Source organism: Propionibacterium australiense, assembly GCF_003666605.1.
In the GTDB taxonomy this organism is placed as follows: domain Bacteria; phylum Actinomycetota; class Actinomycetes; order Propionibacteriales; family Propionibacteriaceae; genus Propionibacterium; species Propionibacterium australiense.
The window spans coordinates 46516-66279 of the sequence record NZ_RCIV01000003.1 but is presented as its reverse complement, the minus strand read 5'-3'; the positions used below and the strand labels follow the sequence as shown (position 1 = coordinate 66279).

The following is a 19764-nucleotide window of genomic DNA, read 5'->3' as shown; positions in this document are numbered from 1 at the left end:
TCCAGCAGCACGGCGGGAGGCTGCTCGCGCCGGCCGACCACTAGGCTGGGGGCATGGCTGGTCGCGATCGTTACGGCACGGACGTGCTCTCTGGTGACCGGAGGCGCGGCGACAGGCCCAGGACGATCGACATGCCCCTCAAGCTCGGACTCATCGTCGAGGTCGGGGCCGACGGCTACTGCGGGGAGGTCATGGGCTGGGAGAACGGCCTGGTCATCCTCGAGGACCGGGCCGGCCGGCGCCGGGCCTTTCCCGTCGGCGAGAACGGCTACCTCGTCGAGGGCCGGCCCGTCGCGCTGCGCATACCGCCCCGCCAGGGTTCGACCCGGTACACCGCCTCCGGCTCGCTCGCCGGGCCGCGCGAGGACGCCAAGAAGGCCCTCGGCAGCCGCATCTACGTCGAGGGCCGCCACGACGCCGAACTCGTCGAGAAGATCTGGGGCGCCGATCTGCGTCACGTCGGGGTGGTCGTCGAGTACATGGGCGGCATGGACGACCTGCTCGGCATCGTCGCCGAGTTCCAGCCCGAGAAGGGGCGCCGTCTCGGCGTGCTCATCGACCACATGGTCGCCAACACCAAGGAGTCCCGCATCGCCGCCCAGGTGCGTCATGCCGGCTACGGCGACTACGTCATGATCACCGGCCACCGGTTCATCGACATCTGGCAGACCATCGACCCGCGCCTGCTCGGCTTCAGTGCCTGGCCGGAGGTGCCGCTCGACCAGGACTGGAAGAAGGGCACGCTGGCGCGCCTCGGCATCCCCAGGGGCAAGCGCTACGAGCAGATCGGCCAGGACGACGTGGGCAGGGCCTGGCAGGCCATGCTCAAGCGCGTGCGCAGCTACAAGGACCTCGACATCGACTTCGTCCGCGAGGTCGAGAAACTCATCGACTTCGTCACCCAGGATCACCTGGGCGAGCTGGACTGAGCAGGCCACGACCCCGACAGGAGACGCCATGAACCCCGACGACGTGATGACTCTGATCAAGGACATCAGCGCCCGCATCGTCGAGCCGCGCTTCCGCGCACTCGGCCGGTCCGACGTGCGTTCCAAGGGGCTGGGTGACGTCGTCACCATCGCCGACCACGAGGCCGAGACCGAGTTCATCACCCGGCTCGGGCAGGCCTGTCCCGATGCCGTCGTCATCGGGGAGGAGAGCTGCTACGCCGACCCGTCGCTGCTGGGCGCCATCGGTGCCGCCGAGCACTGCTTCGTCGTCGACCCGGTCGACGGCACCGGCAACTTCGTCCGCGGCAAGGACGACTTCGCCGTCATGGTCGCCGAGATGCGCGGCCCCCGGACCGTTGCCGGATGGATCTGGCAGCCCCGCCACGGGCGCGCCTACCAGGCCAGCGCCGGCGGGGGAGTCACCTGCAACGGGGAGCCCATCGCGCCGAGCCCCACCCATCCGCGGCCGACCGGCGCTGCCGGACAGCGGGCCTGGCGCGACTTCGACGCGGCCGGACGCATCTCGCCGGTCCGCGAGTCCACGCACTGCGCCGGGGTCGACTACCCCCACGTCATCACCGGTCGGCTCGACTTCATCGCCTACCGTCACCCCAAGCCCTGGGATCACCTGGCCGGCGGCCTCATGCTCGCCGAGCTCGGCGGCGGCATCGTCCACCTCGACGGCAGCTCCTGGGCGCCGGGCGACGAGGACGCGCCGATCATCAGCAGCCGCGACCTGGCCACCGCCAAGCGGGTCGCCGCCCTCTGGCCGAGCTACCCCCCACGTCACTGACCCGTCCCACGGGTCGCCGGCGAGCGGGCCGATGCTCCCGCCGGCGGTGACGCGCTATGCTGGCACTCGGCACCTTTGAGTGCCAGGCGGATGTGGTGTCCGAATGGTCCGGGACGCCGTGCTGCCGGTATGGCATGAGCAGGACCAGTCCGAGGCGCCGCCGGCCTCGGCCCGGCACGGACGTCCAGCAGGACAGGAGGTCCCGATGATCGACGACCGCAAGCTGGACGTGCTCAAGGCCATCGTCACCGACTACGTCTCGAGCCGCGAACCGGTCGGCTCCAAGGCCCTCGTCGAACGCCACCACATGAAGGTCTCCCCGGCCACCGTGCGCAACGACATGGCGGCCCTGGAGGAGGAGGGCTATCTCACCCAGCCGCACACCAGCGCCGGACGGATCCCCACCGACAAGGGCTACCGCCTCTTCGTCGACCGCATCGCGCAGGTCAAGCCGCTGTCGGCGGCCGAACGCCGGGCCATCTCGACGTTCCTGGACGGCGCCGTCGACCTCGACGACATCGTCTCGCGCACCGTGCGGCTGCTCGCCATGGTCACCCACCAGGTCGCCCTCGTGCAGTACCCGGCCGTCAGCTCCACCCGCGTGCGGCACGTCGAACTCGTCTCGCTGGCGCCGCGGACCATCATGGTGATCCTCATCACCTCGGTCGGCGCCATCTACCAGCGCAGCCTGCAGGTGCCCGAGCACTCGGCCGAGGACCTGACCGTGCTGCGGGAACGCATCAACGCCACGGTCGACGCCCAGCCCACCCCGGCCGCCGCCGAGGCGCTGCGCGGTCTTGACCGCCAGGGCCTGCCGGATCTCACCGAGGACATCATCACCGTCATCGCCGACATGCTCGTCGCCGACGCGGCCCCCCGCATCGCGGTCGGCGGTGTGCCGAACCTGTCGCGGTTCGGCGCCGAGTTCGAGACCACGGTCAAACCGATGCTCGAGGCCCTCGAGGAGCAGGTCGTCCTGCTCAAGCTCCTCGGGGCGGCCGCCGCCGAACTGCCCGGCGACGTCGCCGTGCGCATCGGCCAGGAGAACCCCTACGCGCCGCTCCGGACGGCATCGGTCGTGGCAAGCAGCTACGGTCCCTCCGATTCACCGGCCCATCTGGGTATCGTCGGTCCCACCCGCATGGATTACCCATCGACGATGGCCACCGTGCGAGCCGTCGCCCGTTACGTCGGACAGTTCCTGACAGAAGGTTGATCAACGTCACCGATGAGTACTGACTATTACGAGGTCCTCGGCGTCTCACGTGACGCCACCCCCGAGCAGATCAAACGCGCCTACCGCAAGAAGGCCATGAGCGTGCACCCGGACGTCACCGACGATCCGGATGCCGAGGAGAAGTTCAAGGCCGTCAACGAGGCCTACGAGGTGCTCTCCGACCCGCAGAAGAAGGCCGTCTTCGACCGCGGTGGCGACCCGATGCGCAACGGCGGCGCGGGCTACGCCGACCCCTTCGGCGGCATGGGTGGTTTCGGTGGTTTCACCAGTGCCGGCGGCTTCGACGTCGGCGACCTGCTCGGCGCCATGTTCGGCGGCGCCGGCGCCTCCAGCCGCGGGCCGCGTTCGCGTGTCCACCAGGGTTCGGACCAGCTGCTGCGCCAGCGGCTGAGCCTGGCCGAGGCCGCGTTCGGCACCACCGCCAAGCTGAACCTCGACACCTACGTCGTCTGCCCGAACTGCTCGGGCAAGGGTGCGGCGGCCGGCTCGGAGCCGGTCACCTGCTCCCAGTGCCACGGCTCCGGTTCGGTGACGCAGGTGCAGCGGTCCTTCCTGGGGGACATCCGCTCCACCACCGTCTGCCCGACCTGCGACGGCTACGGCTCGACGATCCCCAACCCCTGCCCCGAGTGTTCCGGTCAGGGCCGCGTGCGCACCCGCCGCGAGATCTCGGTGAAGGTCCCCGCCGGCGTCAGCAGCGGCAACCGCATCCATCTGCGGGGTCAGGGCGAGGTCGGCACCGGCGGCGGCCCCGCCGGCGATCTGTACGTCGAGGTCCTGGTGGCCGAGCACGAGGTCTTCCGCCGCGACGGCGACAACCTCGAGATGGTCCTGACCATCCCGATGACCGCCGCCGCACTGGGCTGCACCGTGCCGATCACCACCCTCGAGGCCGAGCTCGACGGCACCTCCGCCGAGGACGCGACGGTCGAGCTCACGATCCCGCCCGGCACCCAGGCGGCCACCCGGCTCGTCGTCAAGGGCAGGGGCGTGCCCGCTCTCCGCGGACGCGACAGGGGCCGGCGCGGCGACCTGGGGGTGACCGTCGTCGTCGAGACCCCCACGAGGCTGACCGACGAGCAGCGCGAGCTGCTGGGCCGGCTGGCACAGCTGCGTGGCGAGGACGGCGAGAACGTCGGTGTCGGGTCCGGCGCCGACAAGAGCTTCTTCGACCGGCTGCGCGACGCCTTCAACGGATGACCGACCCGCTCTTCCTCGCCGACCCGGCCGACATCGCCGCGGCGCGAGCCGGGTCCGTCATCACCGTGACCGGCGACGAGGGCCGCCACGCGGCCACCGTCCGGCGCCTGCGGGCGGGCGAGTCCGTCATGCTCGCCGATGGCGCCGGCAGTGGTGTGCGCGGAACCGTGACCGCCGTCGCCAAGTCAACGATCGAGGTGCGGATCACCGAGCTGCTGCGGGCCCCGGACGACCCCCTGGAGATCACCGCCGTCCAGGCCCTCGCCAAGGGCGCCCGCTCCGACATCGCGATCGAGGCCATGACCGAGATGGGTGTGGACCGCATCGTCGCCTGGCAGGCCGCACGGAGCATCGTGCGCTGGGACGCCAAGGCGGCCAAGGGACTCGCCAAGTGGCGGACGAGTGTCGCCAACGCCGCCAAGCAGTCACGCCGCCTGCGCATCCCGCGGATCGAACTGGCCGACACAGGGCAGGTCGCCGGGCTGCTGGCCGGCGCGGACCTGGCGCTCGTCCTGCACGAGGAGGCCGCGCAGCCGCTGCGGGCCCTCCCGGTCCCGGCTTCGGGCCGGGTCGTCCTGGTCATCGGTCCCGAGGGCGGTATCGCCCCGGCCGAGCTCGAGGCGTTCACCCGCGCCGGCGCCACCAGCGTCCTGGTCAGCGACGCGGTGCTGCGCACGTCGACGGCCGGCGTCGTTGCGCTCGCCCAGGTGAGGGCCCTGGCCGGCCGATGAATCACCTGCCCCCGGCGGGCACATCTGGTCGCCACCTCGGGCGGCCCAGCAGACGAGCCCGCCAGTGATCCTTTCTTCAGGAACTGATCATTTTTCGGGCATTGCACCCGAATCCGAGCACCCGATCCCCTCGTACCGCTAGGTTCATGCCTTCACCGTCTCTCGTCTCCTGAAGGAGTTGCCATGAAGAAGTCGAGTCTCGTCCTTGCTGCGCCCCTCGTGTTGGGCGCACTCACGCTCAGCGCATGTTCCGCCGGCCAGTCGAACGCATCGGAATCGTCCGCCACTCAGCAGTCCTCGGCCACGTCGTCGTGCCGGGTGATGGACTCATCCCTCGACTGGTTCGGCGACAACCTCACCAGGATCGACGAGATGATCGCCGAGCTGGGCGAGTGCGGCGGCTCCGGCGAGTACGCCGACGGTGCCCCGGTGGCCTTCTTCGACTGGGACAACACGGTGGTCAAGAACGACATCGGCGACGCCCAGACGTTCTGGATGCTGGCGAACGGCAAGGTCCGCCAGCCCGCCGACCGGGACTGGCGCACGGTCTCGCCGTGGATCACCGACGAGGCGGCCCGTGTCCTGTCCGGGGCCTGCGACGCGCTCGCCGAACCGGGCGAGCCGATGGACACCGCGTCCCAGGACGGTGCGGGGTGCGCCGACGAGATCCTGTCGGTCTACTCCGAGGGTGTCACCACGACCGGCGAGGAGGCCTTCACCGGGTTCAACGCGCGACGCATCGAACCCCAGTACGCCTTCGCCGCTCAGCTGCTTGCCGGCTGGACCACCGAGGAGGTCAAGGAGTTCGCCACGTCGGCGAGGGAGCAGAACCTCGACGCCGCCGAGGGCGCCACCCAGGTGGTCGGTACCACCGAGGTCACCGGGTGGGTCCGCTACTACGACCAGGTCGTCGACCTCATCGAGACGCTGCGGGCCAACGGCTTCGACGTCAGGATCATCTCGGCCTCCGCGGAACCGGTCGCCGAGGTCTGGGGTGAGGCCCTCGGCTTCGGCGCCGGCAAGGTGATGGGCGTCGTCACCTCATCCGCCGACAGCGAGAAGCTGACGACGACGCTCGCGTCCTGCGGCGGGGACGAGGCGTCGATGCCCTACATCGAGGGGAAACGCTGCCGGGTCAACGAGGAGGTCTTCGGGATCGACTCGTCGGAGGCCTTCGAGGTGGCCGATGAACCGGCGCGGGCCGCGTTCGCCGCCGGCGACTCCGACACCGACGTCTCCTTCATGTCCGACGCCACCGGGCTGCGCCTGGCGATCAACCGGAACAAGACCGAGCTCATGTGCCAGGCCTACTTCAACGCCGACGGCAAGTGGATCGTCAACCCGATGTTCATCGACCCGAAGGGGCAGCAGGCCGAACCGTACCCGTGCTCCACTCAGGGCATGATCCTGCCCGACGGCGGCACCGGGCCGCTCACCGGGGAGGACGGTCAGGCGGTGCCGGACCAGGAGGACACCGTGTTCGCAGGCTGAGCCGGGGCCGCGAACGAATCGGCTGGCGCCGCCCGGACCGGGTGCCCCTCCTCACACCCGAAGTTCGGGCGGCACCGGCATGCCGGAGGGGCGCAGGCCGGACAGGTCCTTCAGGACGACGTGGTTGCGGTCGTTCGTGGAGCCGACGGTGAACAGGGGGCCCAGGCCCATGGCCTGCCAGCGGCTGCGCATCTGCCAGGCGGCGGCGTCGTCGCCGCCGATGCGCCAGAAGTTCACCAGGTAGCCGCCCTCGTACAGGTGCAGCAGCGCGTAGCCGGCCGGGTAGGACGAGCAGGCCGCCACCTCCAGGTACTCGGAGCTCGTCCCCTGCACGTCGGCCCGGTCGCGGCGCATGCGATGGGTGTGCCCGGCATGGTGCAGGAACAGGCCGTGGGCCTTCCGTTCGGCGTGCTGCAGCTCGATGCGGTCACGCAGCCGCAGCATGAACTGCGGGCCCGAGGGGTAGGTCATGGCGGCGTCGTTGGTCGCCGGGTGGTGGGCGGTGACGATGGTGGGGTGGTCGTGGTTCTCGGCGAGCAGGGACCGGAAGCCACTCATCTGCTCCGGGGTGATCCAGCCGCCCCCGCTGCCGCGCGTGGTGTCCAGGCCGACAACGCGCAGGCCAGAGGCCGTCGTGGCCGAGCACATCGTCTGGTAATCGGTGAAGTACTCGGCGAAGGGATCGGTGCCGTCCCGCTGCGGCCTGTCGTGGTTGCCGCGCACCGCCAGCCACGACTCGTGCCGGACGCCGTAGCCGTCCAGCAGGGCACGCGCACAGGCCGCCTGCTCGACCGTGCCCTTGGACGTCACATCGCCGCCGAGCACCAGGAACGGGCGCCCGCGGCGCGAGGCGAGCTCGTCGAGCATGGTCGTGAACATCACCTGCGCATAGTCCTTCTGGCCCGGCCCCGGCTTCACCGAGGTGGGCAGCGGGCCCAGGACGATGCCCTGGCGCTTCTCGCCCAGGTGCGTGTCGTTCGCCAGCACGATCGTCTCCAGGTAACGCCCGGGCGGGGGAGTGAGCGTCATGAAGTGGTGGGTGCGCTCCGGACTGTGGCGGCGGTTCGTGATCGCCATGCCCGGCGTGGGCTGCTGGTCGCCGGACATGGCGCGGAAGTGGTACTCGCGGCCGGGCTCAAGGCCGGTCACCGTCACCTGGTGGAAGGCGGTCTTCCTGCTGCTCTCGTGGACCAGCCTCAGGTGGCTGCCGGCGGCGCCCAACCAGACCCGGGCGTCGGTGGGGTAGGGCTCGGGGACGAGCCGGCCGTGGCGTATGCGGCGCGTGATCCAGCTGATCACTGCGCTGGTGGGGGTGATGGTGAGGACCTCGAGATCGGTCGCCAGAAAGCGCTTCGGCACGGGCCGAGAGTACTGCGGGTCCACGGCATGGCGCACGCCAGCGTGCCGATCCATGCCGAACGGGGCACCAAGCTTTCCGGGCACACTGGGTCCTTCCTTGGGACATTGACGACAGCACGATGCCTGCAGACGGCGACGATGCACCGTCTGCAGGCACCCTCGACTCCGCGATCATGACGAATCGGGAGTCTGCCTGTGATGAGCCCACCCCTTTCAGGCTCATCACATGACTGTTACCTGGCGATATAAACCTCCCTTCCGTTCTCAGTGGTGCGTTCGGCCTTGATGGTCCCGGTGATGTTGTCGCCGGTGATCGTCAGCACCCCGTTGTCGTAGCTGTGGGTCACGTCGATCAGAGGAACGTTGAGGGCCTCACGATCGGCGCCGGTGAAGGTCGGAGCACCAATGATCTGGAGGTTCTGACCCGAATTGCTCAGTGTCAGGATGGTGGTGGTGAGGACCACCTTGTCCTGGTAGGCGAAGGAGCCGACATAGGCGATCTCGCCGTACTCGAGGCAACGCAGATAGGCGATACTGGTGTCGGCCTCGGCTGTGTCGATCTTCTTGATCTCCGGTCCATTGGTTTCCTCTGCCTCGGCGACCTGCTTCTCGACCTCCTCCTTCACTTGGGCGTCGATCTCATCGGGGGAGGCCGTCACGTCATCCAGAAGCAGTTCTGCAAGGGTCATACCACTGGCGTAGAAGCCGTCCTTCCAACCGGGCTTGAGTGAATCGAGCAGGACGCCGGTGGGGAAGCCCAGGGCATAGGACTCGGCATCCACGGAGATGTCGACAGTCAACCCCTCCTTGAGCAGGGGCGCCTGCTGCCGGCGCAGCTGCTCGGCGGACTGGCCCGAGTCGATCGACAGCGCCATGTACTCGATGTACCGTGCAACGCCCTCGACGATGTCATAGTGGTGGATGTCCTGTGCCTCTTGCGCGGCCTCCTTCTTCCAGGTGTCGAGCCAGTACCGGGCATGCCCCAGATGCTCCTGCTGCTTGTCCTGCTCGGTCGCCGCCAGGTAGAGACTGTTCAGCAGCATGCGACGAAGGGTTCGCGGGCGCGCCTCGAACGGGTACGGGGTGTCCCGGGTGCTCTCGGCGGTCACGTTGATCTCGCCCTGGTAGTAGAAATGGACGAGCTCGTGAGTCATGAGCCCGAAGGCGAGGGTGGCGGGATCCTTCAGGTTGGCGCCGGTCTCGTTCGAGGCGGATGAGGTGCTGGATGAGGCGTCCTCTGGTGCTGATCCATTGCTGAGGGAGGCGGTTGAGCCCAAGTTCAAGGTGATGGACGGATGACCCTCGAAGGTGATCTTGTCATAGGAGGAGGGTGGGGTGATGTCGGCGTATTCGTCGTTTCTGAGCTCTCGGTGCCCGTCGGTGGAGACCACCCAAGCCCGTGTCGCCTTGAAATCATCACCCACCTGCATGGCGACGATCCGGTGCTGGTTGTAGTCAGCGTCAGGCCACACCGATCCCATGAGCGGCCAGACGCGGGACACCCATTCGGCAAGACCGTCGACAATGGCCTCGTACTCCTCGGGCGACAGCGAGGGTGCGTTCCCGCCCAGCCCGCCGAGCTGATCCTGTAAACCGTCCGCAGAGCCGTCTCCGGGATTCTGGGCGCCGCTCGTGCCGTCACCTCCGCCGCGGGTGCAGGCGACCAGCGGGGACAGAAGTGCCGTGCCCATCATGGCCGCCAAGACGGAACGGCGCGTGAGCGAGGGTTTAGATGTGGACGTTCTCATCATGCGGGCAGGCTCCCTTTCAGAGTTAGCGGCGTCCGCAGAGGGACGACGGCAGTGCATTGGCTGGTGGACGAGAACCGGGTTCTGCGTTCACGTCGAGAAAGATTACGTTTCAAATGACTCGACAAACATCGTGCGAGACGGGGAGTTTCGCCACCATTTCTCTCCCTCCGTGCGAGGAACGCCCCAGTTCTTTGATCCTGCGCCGGGTGGAGAGCCGGCGTTGGTGTTCCATCCCAAGGCTGAGGACCGCACTGGGGGCGCCGGCCCCTGCCACAATCGTCCCTATGGCCTTTTTTGATCACTTCGGGTTCACCGTGCGCACGACCCTGTCCAACGGGAGGGGTAGGACGGGCGTGATCACCACGCCTCACGGGACGATCAGGACCCCGGCGTTCGTCGTCGTCGGCACGAAGGCCGCCGTCAAGGCCATGCTGCCCGACCAGGTCGCCGCGGTCGGCGGTCAGGCCGTGCTCGCCAACGCCTTCCACCTGTATCTCCAGCCGGGCGCGGACATCGTCGACGAGGCCGGCGGTCTCGGCTCCTTCATGGCCTGGACCGGGCCCACCTTCACCGACTCGGGCGGCTTCCAGGTGATGAGCCTCGGCTCGGGGTTCAAGAAGACCCTCGCCATGGACGTCTCCGGGCTGCAGAACGATGACGTCATCGCCGAGGGCCACGAGCGGCAGGCCCACGTCGACGATGACGGCGTGAACTTCAAGAGCCCCCTGGACGGCTCGAGGCACCGTTTCACACCCGAGGTGAGCATGCGGGTCCAGCACGGCCTGGGTGCCGACATCATGTTCGCCTTCGACGAGCTGACGACACTGTTCAACACCCGGGGGTACCAGGTCGAGGCCCTCGAACGCACCCGGCGCTGGGCCCAGCGCTGCCTCGACGAGCACGTGCGCCTGACCGGCTCTCGTCGGCACCGGCCCTACCAGGCTCTCTTCGGCGTCATCCAGGGGGCCCAGTACGAGGACCTGCGCCGCAAGGCCTGCCGTGACCTGTCCACGATGCGTTCAGCCGACGGGGACAGGCCCTTCGACGGGTACGGGATCGGCGGCGCCATGGAGAAGGCCAGGCTGGGTGAGATCGTCGGATGGTGCGCCGACGAGCTGCCCGACGACCGGCCCCGGCACCTGCTCGGCATCAGTGAGCCGGAGGACCTGTTCGCGGCCTGCGCCGCTGGGGCAGACACCTTCGACTGCGTCAACCCGAGCCGAGTGGCCCGCAATGCGGCGATCTACACGGCCGACGGCCGCTACAACGTCACCACGGCCGCCAACCGGCGTGCCTTCGTCCCCCTGGAGGACGGCTGTGACTGCTACACCTGCACGCATTGCACTCGCGCCTACCTGCACCACCTGTTCAAAGCCCGCGAGATCGATGGCAAGGTGCTCGCCACGATCCACAACGAACGCTTCACCGTCCGCCTCGTCGACCAGATCCGCCAGTCCATGGAGGACGGCAGCTTCGAGGACTTCCGCGCCGAGTGGCTGGGCCGGTACGACGCCACCGGAAGAAGAACCCGGTGAACGGCCCTGAGGACGGTTCGGCGGGCAGGGGATCGTGATCGATTGCCCGGATCGTCCCCGCAATCCCACCACGGGCGCCCTCGCCGTGGCAGGATCGGGGCATGAGTGAGATCAACGAGGATCTGACCCTCGACGAGGGTGTGGAGAACAGCGACCTGGCCCAGCTCTCCCAGGCCGATTCGCTCATCGACCGTGGTGTCGCGGATCCCCTGGACGAGGGTTTCGTCACCCCTGACCACTGGTCGGCGGCCCAGCGTTTCGGCAACACGCCCGCCGAGATGGCTCAGGGCGAGACCATCGACCAGCGGGTGGCCCAGGAGGAACCCGAACCGAGCAGCGAACCGGAACCGGACTGGAACCCCAACGGCGAGAAACGTCAGGTCGGGTCGAAGCGGGCCGGACGCCTGGTGGCCCCGGGCGACGCCATGGGTGCCGACACCGAGTCCCAGGCCGTCGCCTCGGACGTGGGCATCTCCGGGGGCGCGGCGAGCGCCGAGGAGGCCGCGATGCACATCATCAACGAGGAGGACTTGGCGCGTCACGGCGACGAGGACGACGAGCCGGTGGACACCAGGGATGGGCGCACCGACTGAATCCTGGCCAGACGAACCTGCGGCGTCCCGGCCGGCAGTGCCCTGCGGCGCGCCGGGCCGTGGCCGCCTCCTGGCCGAGCCGCGCACCAGAGCCGTCTTGAATGAAGAGACAATCGTCTTACTCCATGAGAAATTCCTAGTCTGGTGGCGTGACAACTGCATTCGACAGCACCAGAAACGCCACGGCCGGCCACAACGGCGGCAACTCGAAGTGGCGCATCATCGTCTCCTCACTGGTCGGGACGAGCATCGAGTTCTACGACTTCTACGCCTACGCGACGGCCGCCATCTCGGTCTTCCCGCTGCTGTTCTTCACGACCTCGACCGACACCGGGGCGCTCCTGGCCTCACTGGCCACCTTCGGTGTCGCCTTCGTCGCGCGGCCCATCGGATCCGTGCTCTTCGGGCACTTCGGCGACCGCGCCGGCCGCAAGGCCACCCTCGTCGCCTCGCTGCTGACCATGGGCATCGCCACCGTCATCATCGGTCTGCTGCCCACCTACGAGGCCGTCGGCATCGCCGCACCCGCCTTTCTCGCCCTCATGCGCTTCTGCCAGGGACTCGGCCTCGGCGGCGAGTGGTCGGGCGCCTCGCTGCTGGCCGGCGAGAACTCCCGCCCGGGCAAACGCGGCTTCGACTCGATGTGGCCCCAGCTGGGCGCGCCGATCGGCTTCCTCATGGCCAACGGCTTCTTCCTGTTCCTCACCGCGGTGATGGGCTACGACTCGACCACTGCCACCACCAATCACACCTTCCTGACGTGGGGCTGGCGGCTGCCCTTCCTGTTCTCGGCCGTCATCGTGGTCCTCGGCCTGTGGGTGCGCTTCAAGCTCGACGAGACCCCGAGCTTCAAGAGGACCCAGCAGCGGGGCGACGTCGTGAAGGCCCCGGTCGTCGAGGTCTTCAGGAGCTCGTGGGGGCCGCTGGTCCGCGGCACCTTCCTCATGGTCGCCACCTACACGCTCTTCTACCTGATGACCACCTGGATCCTGTCCTACTCGATCGGCAAGGTCGGCTCTGGTTTCCTGGGCATCCCGTACCACGACTTCCTCGTCGTCCAGCTCATCACGATCTGCGCCTTCGCCCTCACCATCCCCGTCTCGGGCATCCTGGGCGACCGCTGGGGCCGCAAGCGCTTCCTGACCATCGTGACCGTCGCCATCGTGCTCTTCGGCGCCACCTTCGGATTCTTCCTCAATCCCGACAAGATCGGCACCGGCACGGACGCCAACCTGGTGCGCATGACGGTCTTCATGCTCATCGGCATGGCGCTCATGGGCCTGACCTTCGGCATCCAGTCGGCCCTGCTGCCCGAACTGTTCCCGACCAACGTGCGCTACACGGGGTCCGCCATCAGCTACAACGTGGCCTCGATCCTCGGCGCCTCGGTGGCCCCCTTCATCGCCGCCTGGCTCGCCAGTCGCTTCGGCCCCGGATCGGTCGGTCTCTACCTGATCGTCATGGCCCTGTGCACCCTGGCCTCCCTGGTCACCATGAAGGAGACCAGGAGCCTCGACCTGGACACCATGAGCACCGACGACTCACTCGTCGGCGAACCCGCGACGGTCTGACCCACGGATCGGCGAACGCCCGTGCCAGGGCCCGTTCCCCCGGGCCCTGGCACGGGCACGCCGGTCACGGGGAGGGGCGCTGGGGACTGCGCGTAGGATCGGAGTCAGCACCACCGGTCGCAGACGAACCGTTCCCGTGAAAGGCCTTGTTCTGAGCAGCATGAATATCTGGCGCGACAGCGCCGACGACGTGGACAACCAGGGCGTGCGCACCATCACGGTGCCGGCCTCACTCGACATGGTGAATCTGCTCGGCCCCCGCGACGAGTTCCTGCGCCTGCTCGAGGAACGTCTCGAGGCGGGCATCATGGTCCGCGGCAATCGCATCACCATGACCGGCGCGGCCGGTGAGGTCGAGATGGCCTGGCGGGTGTTCACCGAGATGATCACGATCGCCCGCACGGGTCAGGGCCTGACCAGTGAGGCCGTCGAGCGCATCGTCGCGATGGAGTCGGACGACACCGACGTGCGGCCCTCGAAGATCCTCACCCAGGACATCCTGTCGAACCGCGGCCGCACGATCCGCCCCAAGACCCTCAACCAGAAGCGCTACGTCGATGCGATCGACACCCACACGCTCACCTTCGGCGTGGGCCCTGCTGGCACCGGCAAGACCTACCTCGCCATGGCGAAGGCCGTCCAGGCGTTGCAGTCCAAGCAGGTCAACCGGCTGATCCTGACCCGCCCGGCCATCGAGGCGGGGGAGAGGCTCGGGTTCCTGCCCGGGACCCTCTCGGACAAGATCGATCCCTATCTCCGCCCGTTGTACGACGCCCTCCACGACATGCTCGACCCGGACCGCGTGCCGAAGCTCATCACCAGCGGCGTCATCGAGGTGGCCCCGCTCGCGTACATGCGGGGACGGACGCTCAACGACGCCTTCATCGTCCTCGACGAGGCCCAGAACACGAGTTCGGAGCAGATGAAGATGTTCCTGACCCGGCTGGGCTTCAACTCGAAGATCGTCGTCACCGGCGACATCACCCAGGTCGACCTGCCCGGCGGAACCCCCAGCGGCCTGCGCCAGGTGGGGGAGATCCTCGACGGGATCGAGGACATCGCCTTCTGCAGGCTGACCAGCCACGACGTCGTCCGGCACAGGCTCGTGGGACGTATCGTCGCAGCCTACGACCGCTACGACATCACCCATCCGCCCCGCCTAGGGCGCCGTCAGGAGCAGCAGTGATCGACATCAACAACGAGTCCGGCGAACAGGTCGACACCCAGGCGCTCGTCCGCCTGGCGCGCTACGCCCTCCACGAGCTGCGCATCCATCCCCAGTCGGACCTGTCGATCCTGCTGGTCGACGAGGACACCATGGCCGCCTACCACAAGCAGTTCATGGACCTGGAGGGCCCGACCGACGTCATGAGCTTCCCCATGGACGAGCTGCGCGCGCCGGCCGCCGACGAGGAACCACCGCAGGGCCTGCTCGGGGACATCGTCATCTGCCCGGCCTTCACCGGCGCCCAGGCCCCGGAGAACGAGCGCACCAACCAGGAGGAGATGGAGTACCTGCTCATCCACGGCCTGCTCCACCTGCTCGGCCACGACCATGCCGAGCCCGAGGAGAAGGCCGTCATGTTCGGTCTCAACGACCGGATCATCGCCGGCTGGCGGGCGGCCACGTGACCTCCGGCCAGTGGATCGCGCTGGCCGTCGCCCTCGTCGCAACGGTCCTCGCCAGCCTGCTCGCCGCCGGGGAGACCGCGCTGCAGGTCATCACGCCCTCCCGCGCCCAGCACATGGTCGACGACGGCGTGCCCGGTGCCGCCCGTGTCGCCGAGATCGAGGCGGACCCGGCCCCGGCCATCAACACCGCGATGCTCCTGCGCATCGGCTGCGAGATGGTCACCGCCTGCGTCGTCTTCTGGGTGCTCTTCGCGCACCTGGACCGCACCTGGGCGCGGTTCGTCGTCCCCGTGCTCGTCCTCACCGTCATCGCCTTCATCCTCTGGGGCGTCATGCCCCGCACGCTCGGACGACAGCGCGCCGAGACCGTCGCCGTCCGCGCATCCGGGCCGCTGCGCCTGTGCACAGCGCTCCTGGGCTGGCTGACCAGCGCACTCATCCTCGTCGGCAACGCCGTCACCCCCGGCCGTGGTTACGCCGACGGGCCCTTCGCCTCGGAGGAGGAACTGCGCCAGCTCGTCGACATCGCCGAGCAGGCCGAGGCGATCGAGCACGGCGAACGCGAGATGATCCACTCGGTCTTCGAGCTGGGGGACACGCTCGTGCGCGAGGTCATGGTGCCCCGCACCGACGTGGTCTTCATCGAGTCCGGCAAGACCCTGCGCCAGGGCATGAGCCTGGCCCTGCGCTCCGGCTTCAGCAGGATTCCCGTCATCGGGGAGAACCTCGACGACGTGCGAGGCGTCATGTACATCAAGGACATCACCCAGCGCGTCTTCGACGAGCCCGGCGCCGAACGCACCGAGACCGTCGACCAGCACATGCGCCCGGCGGCCTTCTGCCCCGACTCCAAGCCGGTCGACGAACTGCTCACCGAGATGCAGGCCAGCCGCAACCACATGGTCATCGTCGTCGACGAGTTCGGCGGCTCCGCCGGACTGGCCACGATCGAGGACCTCGTGGAGGAGATCGTCGGTGAGATCACCGACGAGTACGACGCCGAACCCGACCTGGCCGAGAGCATCGAGCCAGACCGCTGGCGCGTCTCGGCCCGCATGCCGCTCGACGAGGTCGGTGACCTGTTCGACCTCGAACTCGCCGACGAGGACGTCGACACGGCCGGCGGCCTCATGGCCAAACTCCTCAACCGGGTCCCCATCCCGGGGGCGCACGTGCAGTGGCAGGGCCTGGAGTTCACCGCGGAGCGGGCCACCGGCCGGCGCCACCAGATCGACACCATCGTCGTCTCACGTCTGCCCGTGGCGGCGGGCGACGACCAGGAGCCCGCCGATGAGCAGTGAGGCAGTGATGAACTTCCCCGACGTTCCCGAGGACTTCCGCAGCGGTTTCGTGTGTTTCGTGGGGCGGCCCAACGCCGGCAAGTCGACGCTGACGAACGCCCTCGTCGGCGGAAAGATCGCCATCACCAGCTCGAAACCGCAGACCACCCGGCACACGGTGCGCGGCATCGTCCACCGCAAGGACGGGCAGCTCGTCATCATCGACACACCCGGTGTGAGCAAACCCCGCTCACTGCTGCAGACACGGCTCAACGACCTCGTCCGCGACACCTGGGCCGAGGTCGACGTCGTCGCCCTGGTACTGCCCAGCAACGAACGCATCGGTCCCGGGGACAGCTACCTGGCCAAGCAGCTGGCCGGTCTGCGCAACGGCCCCCGGATCATGGCCATCGCCACCAAGACGGACCTGGTGAGCCCCGCGCGCCTCGCGCAGCACCTGAGCCGCATCGACGCCCTGCAGGCCGAGGTCGGCATCACCTTCGAGCAGATCGTGCCGTGCTCGGCGCTCAACGGCGACCAGGTCACCGAGGTCGCCGACGTGCTGCTCGATCTCATGGAACCCGGCCCGCCGTTCTACCCCGACGGTGAGATCACCGATGAGCCGGACGAGACCCTGGCGGCCGAACTCATCCGCGAGGCGGCCCTCGAGGAGGTCCGGGACGAACTGCCGCACTCGATCACCGTGTCCATCGAGGAGATGGGACTGCGGGACGGACGCGACGAGAACCACCCGCTGCTCGACATCTACGCCAACCTCATCGTCGAACGCGACTCGCAGAAGGGCATCATGGTTGGCAGGGGTGGTGAGCGCATCAAGCGCATCGGCACCCGTGCACGCCGCCAGATCTCCTCGCTGCTCGGCACTCCCGTGCACCTCGACCTCAGGGTCAAGGTGGTCAAGGACTGGCAGCGCGACGCGAAACAACTGAACCGACTGGGATTCTGAGGGGGAGTGTCATGGCCTTTTCCGGACGTGACCGTCGTGCCGCATTCGGTACCCGGCGGATCTTCGAGCGTCTCACCAATGCACAGGGCACCACGGTGGGTGCGGTCGTGCATGATCTCGGCGCCACCAACGTCCTGACGTTCGCGGTCATGCCCATCGACGGCACACTGGTCGAGGTGAGTTCGCGCATCGAGTGCAGGAACGCCAACCCCTTCACCTGGACCCACGCCCTGACCCGGATCGACGACCGGCTCCACGACCTGGAACGCACCCCGGACATGCCCAGTCCCTGCGTGCCGGTCTGGGCCGAGTACGGCATCGCCCACTACCTCGCGGACAAGCCCGCGCACGCACCGATCAGCTGCACGATGATCGACGAGATCACCGGGGAACGCCACGAGGCGGCCTTCGCCTGGACCGAGCCCGGGATCATCACCTGGACCCTCGACGGGGTACTGCGCCGGCGCTACACGGTCGTCTCCGAGCAGATCGTCTCCAGCGAGCAGGGCGGCCTGACGGCGGTGCTCGTCACGGGTGAGGATGCCCTGCTGTCGGGCATGGACCAGGAGATCCGCTACCGTGTCATCGACTTCATCAAGGACGCGAACGAGCGATGAGCCCGATCCCCGCGAGCTCTCGTCGGGGTACGGGGCCCATCATGAGACGATGAAAAAGCACAACGCACTAGGAGGCAATCATGGCGATCTGTAAGAAGCGCGCTGCCAGGAAGGCCGAGAGGAAGGCCGCCAAGGCTGCGAAGAAGCAGGCCAAGAAGGGCTCGTTCCTCGGCCGCTGCCTGCGCAAGCTGCTCATCTGCACGGTTCTCGTCGGCGGGGCCGTCGCAGCGGTGGCCTATCTCGGGCGTCCGGGTACGGGCGACGGCGAGGGCGCCTGACCGCTCGTCCCTGGGGGTGCCGAGGATCACTTGAACTCGAACACCGCGATCGACATGTGAGGGGGCCGGCCCGTTGGGGCCGGTCCCCTCACGTTCAGCACCCCGAGCCGCATGGACGCCGGTGCCCGGCCGCCGCCTAAACGGCGGCGTCCGCCCTCGTGCCGATCGTGGTGGTGCCCGGCCGCCGCCTAAACGGCGGCGTCCGCCCACCAGGTGAGCCTTCCGTTGGACATGGTGAGGAAGACCTCGGTGCGGGCGAGCCGCTCGGGTGCGGTCTCCAGCGGATTCTCGTCGAGGACGATGAGATCGGCGTGCCCGCCCGGCACCAGCGTGCCGATGCGACCGGTCGAGGCGCGCAGCGCCTGAGCGATGCTCAGCGCCTCGCGGCGATGCCAGGCCTCCTGCCCGGGCAGCGCTCGCAGCACGGCGGTCTGGATCGTCAGCCATGGGTCGACCGGTACGACCGGGGCGTCCGTGCCGAAGACGAGCGGCACCCCGCAATCCAGCATCGAACGCAGGGGGAAGAAGCGCTCGGTCCCGGCTGGCCAGCGTTCCTCGACGAGTTCGCGGTCGGCGAGCATGTGCACGGGTTGCACGCTGGCGTGCAGGCCGAGCTCGGCCATGCGTGAGATGTCCGATGCGCTCGGCGCGGCGGCGTGCTCGATGCTGCCGGTGGCGCCGGTCTCGGCGAAACAGTCCAGCGCCATGCCGATCGCCCGGTCCCCGATGGCGTGCACCGCGGTTTGCAGGCCATGCAGCTCGCCGCGGCTCATCAAGGTGGCGAGTTCCTCGTGGGTGATGCTCGGCGCACCGTACGGGCCGGGCCCGCGACCAGGATCCCCATAGGGATGGGTGCACCAGGCGGTCTGGGCGGTGAACGAGCCGTCGCTGATGATCTTGAGCGGTCCACCGCGCAGCCAGCCCGCCTCGTCGATGGGGTGATCGGTGCGCATCCCCGACTCGATGGCCTCGTCGAGGCTGTCGGCCCAGCAGGCGATGACGACGCGCAGCAGCTGATCGGGACGGGCGGCACGGCGGCGCCAGGTCCGCACCCGCCCGGCGCCGTGCTGCATGTCGGTGACGCCGACGATGCCACGTGCTGCCGCCTGCTCCTGCGCCCGGGCGACCCAGCCGTCGAGCAGGGCCTCGTCCACGACGCTGAACCGGTCCTCCAGCATGAAGGCGTCCTTCTCACGGAGAATGCCGTCGGCGAACTCCTCACGGTCCATCTCCCAGTGGCGGCGGGCGGCACGGTTCGCCCAGGCGGTGTGCAGATTCGCCGCCACGACGACAACGGGGCGGGTCAGGCTGATCGCGTCGAGCATCGCCCCGTCCAGCTCATCGGGCCACCTCCAGTGCTGGGCGCCCATCGCGACGATCGGCTCGGCACCGGGGTCCTGCGCGTCGATACCGCCCAGCTGCGCACACAACTCCGCCGCGCTGTCCGCGGTGCCGGCGTCGGGCCAGCGGCAGGCCATGGCCCACAGGTCGACGTGCACGTGCGCGTCCCACAGGCCTGGCATGACCCAGCGGCCCTGCAGGTCGATCTCGGCTCCGTCGTCACCGGCACCCGTCGTGGTCACCTCGGAGCGGTGGAGGCGGGACCCGCTGACCACGATGTCATGGGGACGGCCCGCCACGCCCCTCGTGAGATCGAGCATCCTGGCGTTGCGAAGTCTCATGGCGACCATCAAACCTTCCCGTACAGCCGGGGGCCGCGCTGTCCGGGCTTCCCGGACAGGCTGTCGCGTCATTTCCCACCGTGGGATACCATGTGCC

The 19764-nt window shown here is 68.6% G+C and carries 18 protein-coding genes; 15 read left to right on the top strand and 3 right to left on the bottom strand.

Features of this window, described 5'->3' with window-relative positions:
- Positions 1–53: 53 nt before the first annotated feature.
- The 6 genes from D9T14_RS04310 (at position 54) to D9T14_RS04285 (ending at position 6402) form a co-directional block, all read left to right on the top strand.
- Positions 54–929 carry a DUF3097 family protein gene (locus D9T14_RS04310; protein WP_119162261.1) on the top strand — a complete coding sequence of 292 codons (876 nt, stop codon included), beginning with the start codon at positions 54–56 and terminating at the stop codon, positions 927–929.
- Between the two features lie 28 nt (positions 930–957).
- Positions 958–1743: an inositol monophosphatase family protein gene (locus tag D9T14_RS04305; RefSeq protein ID WP_119162260.1), complete on the top strand. Its 786-nt coding sequence runs from the start codon at positions 958–960 to the stop codon at positions 1741–1743.
- Between the two features lie 205 nt (positions 1744–1948).
- The gene (gene hrcA / locus D9T14_RS04300; protein WP_119162259.1) at positions 1949–2959 is read left to right on the top strand and encodes a heat-inducible transcriptional repressor HrcA; all 1011 of its coding nucleotides are present in this window, start codon (positions 1949–1951) and stop codon (positions 2957–2959) included.
- Between the two features lie 12 nt (positions 2960–2971).
- Positions 2972–4180 (top strand): molecular chaperone DnaJ, encoded by a 1209-nt coding sequence (dnaJ, locus tag D9T14_RS04295; RefSeq protein ID WP_119162258.1) that lies wholly within the window; start codon positions 2972–2974, stop codon positions 4178–4180.
- Positions 4177–4911, top strand: a complete 735-nt coding sequence (locus D9T14_RS04290) for a 16S rRNA (uracil(1498)-N(3))-methyltransferase (RefSeq protein ID WP_119162257.1) — start codon at positions 4177–4179, stop codon at positions 4909–4911. Before dnaJ ends, D9T14_RS04290 begins: the two co-directional genes overlap by 4 nt.
- A 183-nt stretch (positions 4912–5094) precedes the next feature.
- Positions 5095–6402 carry an HAD family hydrolase gene (locus D9T14_RS04285; RefSeq protein WP_119162256.1) on the top strand — a complete coding sequence of 436 codons (1308 nt, stop codon included), beginning with the start codon at positions 5095–5097 and terminating at the stop codon, positions 6400–6402.
- A gap of 51 nt (positions 6403–6453) precedes the next feature.
- Here the strand turns inward: D9T14_RS04285 and D9T14_RS04280 are convergent, their stop codons facing one another.
- Positions 6454–7761 (bottom strand): purple acid phosphatase family protein, encoded by a 1308-nt coding sequence (locus tag D9T14_RS04280; RefSeq protein ID WP_119162269.1) that lies wholly within the window; start codon positions 7759–7761, stop codon positions 6454–6456.
- A 233-nt stretch (positions 7762–7994) separates the two neighbouring features.
- Positions 7995–9452 carry a hypothetical protein gene (locus D9T14_RS04275; RefSeq protein WP_126464224.1) on the bottom strand — a complete coding sequence of 486 codons (1458 nt, stop codon included), beginning with the start codon at positions 9450–9452 and terminating at the stop codon, positions 7995–7997.
- A gap of 344 nt (positions 9453–9796) precedes the next feature.
- Here D9T14_RS04275 and tgt point away from each other — a divergent pair, with 344 nt between their 5' ends.
- The 9 genes from tgt (at position 9797) to D9T14_RS04230 (ending at position 17985) form a co-directional block, all read left to right on the top strand.
- Positions 9797–11047, top strand: coding sequence for a tRNA guanosine(34) transglycosylase Tgt (gene tgt / locus D9T14_RS04270; RefSeq protein WP_119162254.1), 1251 nt, complete (start codon positions 9797–9799; stop codon positions 11045–11047).
- A gap of 101 nt (positions 11048–11148) precedes the next feature.
- On the top strand, positions 11149–11640 hold the full coding sequence (locus D9T14_RS04265; RefSeq protein WP_119162253.1) for a DUF5709 domain-containing protein: 492 nt from the start codon (positions 11149–11151) through the stop codon (positions 11638–11640).
- Positions 11641–11789: 149 nt separating this feature from the next.
- Positions 11790–13211, top strand: a complete 1422-nt coding sequence (locus tag D9T14_RS04260; protein ID WP_119162252.1) for an MFS transporter — start codon at positions 11790–11792, stop codon at positions 13209–13211.
- A gap of 160 nt (positions 13212–13371) precedes the next feature.
- On the top strand, positions 13372–14397 hold the full coding sequence (locus D9T14_RS04255) for a PhoH family protein (protein ID WP_119162251.1): 1026 nt from the start codon (positions 13372–13374) through the stop codon (positions 14395–14397).
- The gene (gene ybeY, locus D9T14_RS04250) at positions 14394–14843 is read left to right on the top strand and encodes an rRNA maturation RNase YbeY (protein WP_119162250.1); all 450 of its coding nucleotides are present in this window, start codon (positions 14394–14396) and stop codon (positions 14841–14843) included. Before D9T14_RS04255 ends, ybeY begins: the two co-directional genes overlap by 4 nt.
- Positions 14840–16144: a hemolysin family protein gene (locus D9T14_RS04245; protein ID WP_119162249.1), complete on the top strand. Its 1305-nt coding sequence runs from the start codon at positions 14840–14842 to the stop codon at positions 16142–16144. The genes ybeY and D9T14_RS04245 overlap by 4 nt, the downstream gene beginning before the upstream one ends.
- The gene (gene era / locus D9T14_RS04240; protein ID WP_119162248.1) at positions 16134–17090 is read left to right on the top strand and encodes a GTPase Era; all 957 of its coding nucleotides are present in this window, start codon (positions 16134–16136) and stop codon (positions 17088–17090) included. Before D9T14_RS04245 ends, era begins: the two co-directional genes overlap by 11 nt.
- Before the next feature lie 11 nt (positions 17091–17101).
- Positions 17102–17707 (top strand): hypothetical protein, encoded by a 606-nt coding sequence (locus D9T14_RS04235; RefSeq protein ID WP_119162247.1) that lies wholly within the window; start codon positions 17102–17104, stop codon positions 17705–17707.
- Between the two features lie 80 nt (positions 17708–17787).
- The gene (locus tag D9T14_RS04230) at positions 17788–17985 is read left to right on the top strand and encodes a hypothetical protein (RefSeq protein WP_119162246.1); all 198 of its coding nucleotides are present in this window, start codon (positions 17788–17790) and stop codon (positions 17983–17985) included.
- A 188-nt stretch (positions 17986–18173) separates the two neighbouring features.
- Here D9T14_RS04230 and D9T14_RS04225 read toward each other — a convergent pair whose 3' ends face one another.
- Positions 18174–19667 (bottom strand): amidohydrolase, encoded by a 1494-nt coding sequence (locus tag D9T14_RS04225; protein ID WP_170175712.1) that lies wholly within the window; start codon positions 19665–19667, stop codon positions 18174–18176.
- Positions 19668–19764 lie beyond the last annotated feature (97 nt).